A 6,075-nucleotide genomic window follows, 5' to 3' on the forward strand; every position below is an offset into this window, starting at 1 on the left:
GTGCTGGTTGAGTTCACTGTGATCGCTGCACAATAATCGTTTATTAGCTTGGCAAAGCTGGAATTGTCATTTTGAGCATCACCACTCTGAATGACACTCCTGTGATGGAACGCATGACCTGCTCCATCCTTTTTGGCCGCTACTTGCCTTCGCCGGTAGCGGCTTTTTTTTGTCTGCAGAAAACGTGACACTGATTGCGTCGACAAAAATTTGTAGGGCCGCCTTTAGGCTGCCGCAGGCTAATCACCTACGATGACGATGAGCCTGCGCTACCTATTCATTGCGACCATCTTAAATACCAGCCTGTTCACCCAACACCAAACGATGACCCAACCCAACCCAAAGTACCCTGTTCAGAGACATCATTCCGTTCTAGTCTGAAACCAAACTTATCTCTTCGATTACTGAACTTCCGCACACCTCATTGCTCAAAGGCCACTATGATCTATTTCCCTGCATTCCGCTCACACCCTTTACTTGCCCTGCTGGCCGCGCTGTTGATCGCGTCGCTGCTGGGACGAGGTTTGGTGGCGGCACAGCAGGAGCAACACGCAACAGCACCTATGATCGATCCGCAGGTCAAAGCGCAACAACACGGCCACTATCATCAGACAGAGCTGGGCCACTTCCACGATGAAAGCCTTGAGTTATCCGATAGCAGCCACACCTTGCTGCACAGTATCAGCGCCATTGAAAACCAACTGAGCCATCCCAGCCTTACCGCGCGGCTGACTAAATCCCGCGTCCCTTTACAGAGTTATCTGCTCCCCGATCCGACGGATCCCCAACTGCCCGGCCTGTACCGGCCACCGCGGGTTTAACGCATCCCGTTCCACCATGGAACCGTTCAACGTTGAAGCATCCTTCGCTGCGTTTATACACAGCGGACTTATCAACTTGCCTCCGAATTAGGAGAAAACGATGCGTATATCATCATTTGACGGCAGGGATTTCGCCCTGTCCGTCCGGATACTCCTGCCCGTGTTACTGCTATTAGTCACGGCTGGCTTCAGTCCCTCCGGTTTTGCCCACGGCGTGACCGAAGGTGACGCCCTGTTTATCGAACAAACCAGCGGTGTACAACTGCTGCCTTTTATCTACCTCGGTGCCAAACATATGGTCACCGGATACGACCACCTTCTGTTCCTGCTGGGGGTGATCTTTTTCCTCTATCGCATGCGTGAAGTGGGTATCTACGTCACCCTCTTTGCCGTTGGCCACAGTGTGACACTGCTGTTCGGCGTGCTCAGCGAAATCCACGTGAATCCATACATTGTGGATGCCATCATCGGATTTTCGGTGGTTTATAAAGCGCTGGATAATCTGGGGGCCTTTAAGCGCTGGCTTGGGTTTCAGCCCAATACCAAAGCGGCGGTACTGATCTTTGGCTTCTTTCACGGCTTCGGTCTGGCAACCAAACTGCAGGACTTCACACTGTCCGAGGACGGTCTGGTCGCCAACATTCTGGCCTTCAATTTGGGTGTCGAAATGGGTCAGTTGCTGGCCTTAGGAGGCATTCTGATCATCATGAACTTCTGGCGCCGAAGCCGGGCGTTTTCCTATCAGGCCTTTACGGCCAATGTAGTACTGATGGCGGCAGGGTTCCTGCTGATCGGCTATCAAATGACCGGCTACTTGATTACAGCCTGAGGAGAGAACCATGCGAGATATTTCTGATATTACCACCGACGGCCTGCCATCCAACGCCAGTTTGATTAAAGCCACGATTGCCGCCGCCTCACTGGGAAGCGTTCTGCTGGTGACCACCGTATTACCGGCTGAATACGGCATCGACCCGACCGGACTGGGTAAAGCGATGGGCCTGACCCAGCTCAACTCATCTACAAAATCCACGCCCCCCGTGCCTGCCACCGTAGTAACAGCAACACCACCGGCGGTGAATGCCGTTGCCGCGGTTGCGGCCGTTTCAGCTGCCGCATCAACACCGACGGTTGAAACTGACAATGACGATGAAAACAGCCCCGTACGTAAACGCGACAGCGCCTACCAGACCCGCACTATGACGCTGTCCCTCGCGCCCGGTCAGGGCACAGAAATCAAAGCCGTGATGGAGGCCGGAGAACGCTTTGTCTTCAACTGGAAAACCGAAGGCGGTGCGGTGAACTTTGATATGCACGGCGAGCCACCCAACGCCAAGCGTGACGAGTTCACCAGCTATTGGTTTGCCCGTAACCAGCGCCAGGCCAGCGGTTCATTTACCGCACCGTTTAAAGGCACCCACGGCTGGTATTGGCGTAACCGAGGCAATAAACCGGTGAAAGTCACAGTGTCCCTAAGTGGATTTTTCCGGGATGTTTATATGCCTTAATCAGGTTCATATTGAGAGACTAGCTTAAAGGCGGCGGGACGCATCCGTGACACGCCGCCTTTAAGTCAAATACTTCAGATACGCTCCGGTGTACGCATCAGTACTACGTTATCCACCTCTTCAACCAAGCAATACTGAACAAGTGCGTCGAAGTAGAGTGGCTTGGAATAGTAATACCCCTGAATCTCTTCACACCCTTCCTGCACAAGAAAATCCAACTGCCCCTGATGTTCCACACCTTCTGCAGTCAACTCCAGACCAAAGCTTTTTGCCAGACTGATAATCGCACGGGCAATGGCTACGCTGTTGCGATCATTGGGAAGCCCATCGACGAAGGCCTTGTCGATCTTAAGCCGTGTTACCGGCAGCTTCTGCAAATAACTCATGGCTGAGTATCCGGTGCCAAAATCATCGATCGCCAGGCCAATTCCCATCTGTCGGAACTGCTTTAGGGTTTCTACTGCTTCATTGATGTTGGTCGCAATATAGCTTTCAGTAATCTCCAGTTCCAGATGCTGTGGCTTAATCCCAGTACAATGAAGAACGTTCAAAAGCTTTGGCAGCAAGTGACCATGGCTGAGCTGAACATTAGAAATGTTTACACTTATATGCTTCAGCCCAATTCCCATTTCTTCCAAACGCTGAAAATCTTTACAGGCCTGTTCCAGAACCCACTCTCCGATTGGAATAATCAGCCCCAGCTCTTCAGCTAGAGGAATGAAGTCAGCGGGTGAAACTAACCCTAATTCAGGGCTTTCCCAGCGTATTAACGCTTCTACCGACACAATGCTCCCACTCACTGTAGAAACTTTGGGCTGATAGCAGAGACGGAACTGATCACCGCTATTAATTGCCAGCTTCAACGCATGTGACATGTCCGTGCGTTTCTTCATTTGCGCCGACAGATCATCAGAGAAGAAGCTGTAGTTATTGCGACCACTCTCTTTGGCTTTGTACATGGCCAAGTCAGCGCACTTAAGTAAAGAAACCTTATCTTGCCCATCCAGTGGGTAGATGGCGATACCGATACTTGCAGAGATACTTATCTCCTGGCCACTCACCTCAAACGGCAAACTAAACAGGTTCAGGTATTGCTCTGCCACAGATTCCAACTCGTCCAGCTTATCAACCTGTTCCACAAGAATATTGAACTCATCACCTCCAATCCGTGCAAGTGTATGATCAGCAGAAGCATTCAAGTACAAACGAGTCGCCACCTGCGTCAAGAGCTCATCACCAATATGATGACCCTGTGTATCATTGACCTGTTTAAACTGATCTAAATCGATGAAGAACATAGCCAATTTTTTATTTTTGATCACTGCATTTTCCAAAGCAGCGTCTAGACGCTCCCCCCAGAAGCGGCGGTTGGGTAGCTGTGTCAGCACATCATGATTAGACAGATATTCCAGCTCCTGCTTAGAACTCTGTAGAGACGTCTCACGCTCCCGAACCGTTTGTGCCAACTGGTTGATGCTATTTGATACTGTTTCCAGCTCATCACCGGTTTTTAACGGCTGACTTGTGCTGTAATCCTGATTTTCGATCTTTTCGATCTGTATCATTAGGTTTCTAAGCGGGCGGTCCAGTATCCGCTTAATAACAAAGTTCACCACCAACAACGTCAACACAGCGATGCCAACCAGAAGGAATATGAAGTGTTGTCGGTTTTCAGCCAATACACGTATCAAACTAGCCCGCTCTAAACTGGCGGTAATCAGGAGGGGGCCTTCCACACTGTCAATTTTACGGTGACTTATGTACTCATCCGCTGTCTCACTGATCGCCAAGTCCATCAGGGACATCTCATCAAACAAGAGATGAACATCTGCAGCTTGTGTTGGATCAGGATTAGAGAGTTTAAGCGACAGATCTAAATCGGCTGACAACAGCGAGAAATAGTGCTGATCCAGCACGCGGGACATTTCGATGTGAGCAATCTCTTTGCTGCCATCAGATGCAAATAGGCTCAAGTGGGACTTCAGCACAAAGGCATCAACGTCTTGATGATGTGTCACCACACTGTTGTGCCTTATGTTCTCTTGCGGATAGGTCGGCACATGAAACAGCTGAATCTTATCGCGCTCCACCTCAGCCATTGACAGTGGGTAATACTCATTCTCGCCCTCAATTCGTCGTAATAAACGAGAGCGCTCGCCGGCATAAGAAATAATATTGAGCTGAAAACCCGTTGATTTTTTCACCACATAAGCGATCAACTCACCCTTCCGGTTATACAACGCAATGTCATCGTTGAATGACAACTTAACCCGGTTATACAACTCCTCGACTATCGCTTTCTTCTCTTCATCAATCAGAAACGTATTGTAGTTACTTTTATCTTCATAGTTGTTGAGTAGATCTACGGAGGCAAGCGTGGGTTCATGGCTTTCCAGAAAGGCAATACCATCCTTCAGGCTGCGCTCAATCTCAGCGATGTTAAAAACAACACGTTGAAAACCATGACGCATCCGCGTTTCTTTTGTTTCCAGAAAGCTGCTCTTAAGAAAGCCATCAAAATAGAGTCCTAAAGCCCCCAGGGTCAGGATACCCGCCACGGTCACAAACACCGCGAACTTCACCGACAGGCTTTGAATCACTGCACGCTTTTGCGCCATAAAAGATCTACACCACTATTTAGAAGATCGGACGTACAGCCTCAACGTTCTCTTGTGTAACCAGTTTTACCGGATTCACAATATGCTTAGGAAGCTCTTTACCTGCCAATAGTTCTAAAGCGGCTGCAACAGATTCCTCGCCACCGAGAGGAAACAAAACCGATCCCGTCTGCGTACCCGCAACAATGGCATCTCTTGCTTCACTGGTATAATCACAGCCCACCATGATAATTGACGCCGGATCGATACCGTACTTCCTCAGTACAGGGCGGACGCCACTCAGCATGCTGTCACTTTCAGCGAAAATAGCATCCACTCTTTCACCACCGGCAAGTAATTTCTCCATCTCCACCAACGCATCTTTGCGCAGGTAGTTACCTGTCCGTTTAATAACACTTATTTCCGGATAGCCGGCCATTTCCTGCAAAAATCCTTTACTACGTAGTTGGGTTACATCTGCCGTCTGAATGCCCTCAAACAGCAACACCTTCCCTTTACCATTAAGGGCCTTAGCAATGTATCGTCCGCCGATTGCTCCGATTTCTACATTGTCCGAATTGATAAAGGTGGTGTACTTTTCGGTTTTTACACCGCGATCAAGCACAATCACTTTGATCCCCGCCTCATGAGCTTTGCTAATGACTGGGACGACTGCCTGCTCATCATTAGTGCCTACAATTAGAATCTCCACTTGCTGAGCAATAAAGCGTTCGATCTGACGAATAAGAAGTGACGTCTTTCCCTGGGCATCAGAATAAACAAATTTCAGTTGAGGATGACGGTCTGCGGCATCCTTTACCGCCATAACCTGTGCCTTTCGAAAGTCATTTTTTAGAGTATCCTGAGCAAAGGCTATTACCGCTTTACTTGAACCTTCGGCGTGAAGCTCCAATGGGAATAACAAAAACAACACGAACAGAGTAACCAAACGACCGTTGAACATACCCACTCCAAAATCCCAAAATCTGTTTGAATTAAGGCAAAGCACCGATAAGAAACTGCTCAAACATTTCACGCAAAGATTATATGGTTTTATAGGCCAAGTCCAAGGAAAGCCAACAAACTTGGTCGACAAAATACCGAGCCCACTCCATAAAACCGATTAATTTTCGTCATCTCATCCACATA

At 49.0% G+C, this 6,075-nt stretch carries 5 protein-coding genes; 3 read left to right on the forward strand and 2 right to left on the reverse strand.

The features are described from left to right. Nucleotides 1-440: 440 nt before the first annotated feature. From ABYW01_RS11780 to ABYW01_RS11790, 3 genes are all read left to right on the forward strand, one after another. Nucleotides 441-821, forward strand: a complete 381-nt coding sequence (locus tag ABYW01_RS11780) for a hypothetical protein (protein WP_372832896.1) — start codon at nt 441-443, stop codon at nt 819-821. Nucleotides 822-921: 100 nt separating this feature from the next. Then, entirely contained in the window at nt 922-1,650 is a 729-nt protein-coding gene (locus tag ABYW01_RS11785) for a HupE/UreJ family protein (protein ID WP_372832897.1), read from the forward strand. A 10-nt stretch (nt 1,651-1,660) separates the two neighbouring features. Beyond that, nucleotides 1,661-2,329, forward strand: coding sequence for a hypothetical protein (locus tag ABYW01_RS11790; protein WP_372832898.1), 669 nt, complete (start codon nt 1,661-1,663; stop codon nt 2,327-2,329). Nucleotides 2,330-2,403: 74 nt separating this feature from the next. Here ABYW01_RS11790 and ABYW01_RS11795 read toward each other — a convergent pair whose 3' ends face one another. Continuing rightward, entirely contained in the window at nt 2,404-4,947 is a 2,544-nt protein-coding gene (locus tag ABYW01_RS11795) for a putative bifunctional diguanylate cyclase/phosphodiesterase (protein ID WP_372832899.1), read from the reverse strand. Between the two features lie 19 nt (nt 4,948-4,966). Further along, a complete protein-coding gene (locus ABYW01_RS11800) occupies nt 4,967-5,890 on the reverse strand; it encodes a substrate-binding domain-containing protein (protein ID WP_372832900.1) in 924 nt (307 codons plus the stop codon). Nucleotides 5,891-6,075: the final 185 nt, after the last annotated feature.

It is taken from the genome of Pontibacterium sp. (assembly GCF_041587635.1).
GTDB lineage: Bacteria > Pseudomonadota > Gammaproteobacteria > Pseudomonadales > Balneatricaceae > Pontibacterium.

Bases quoted from the DNA above. Each gene is read 5' to 3' on its own strand.
- ABYW01_RS11790 (WP_372832898.1), top strand. From the start codon at position 1,661: ATGCGAGATATTTCTGATATTACCACCGACGGCCTGCCATCCAACGCC.
- ABYW01_RS11780 (WP_372832896.1), top strand. From the start codon at position 441: ATGATCTATTTCCCTGCATTCCGCTCACACCCTTTACTTGCCCTGCTG.
- ABYW01_RS11800 (WP_372832900.1), bottom strand. From the start codon at position 5,890: ATGTTCAACGGTCGTTTGGTTACTCTGTTCGTGTTGTTTTTGTTATTC.
- ABYW01_RS11795 (WP_372832899.1), bottom strand. From the start codon at position 4,947: ATGGCGCAAAAGCGTGCAGTGATTCAAAGCCTGTCGGTGAAGTTCGCG.
- ABYW01_RS11785 (WP_372832897.1), top strand. From the start codon at position 922: ATGCGTATATCATCATTTGACGGCAGGGATTTCGCCCTGTCCGTCCGG.